This is a genomic window from Frankia sp. CcWB2, assembly GCF_977927585.1.
In genome coordinates, this window is record NZ_CDWRCM010000085.1 from 18,214 (window position 1) to 18,650 (window position 437).

Here is a 437-nt window from a genome sequence, read left to right on the forward strand (position 1 = left end):
AGCGAGAGGACGTTGCGGCAGGCCACTCGGAAGCTCATGAGCGGGCTGGCACTGTCATCGTCCACGATCTCTCGGGCTATCTCGGCCGCGAGTTTCTCGACCTGGTCGATGTCGGCCTGGTTCACATCCATCACCTCACGCAGAAACGAGTAGGTCAGCGCGGCCAGCGCGATGTCGAACCGGTGCCCGGCCAACAGCCCCGGCCGGTCCGTCAGCCGGGTGGAGGCGGTGGTGAAGATCCGCCACGGTCGGTGGAAGGCGTCGCGGGCGAGCCGGCGGTTCCCGCGGACCGGCGGAAACTCATAGGCGGCGATGAGCGCGCGCCATCCAAGCCGCAGCTCCGGGTCTCGCAGCGTCGACCGGATCCACTCGGCGAGCGGCTCCTCGATGCCGTACGCCCCGAGGCTCGCGCCCCGGTTGTCATTACTGAAGACCAT

The 437-nt window shown here is 68.0% G+C and carries 1 pseudogene; it reads right to left on the reverse strand.

The window, feature by feature from the left end:
- Positions 1–437: pseudogene (locus ACY45C_RS11105) on the reverse strand (hypothetical protein); the annotation flags it as partial.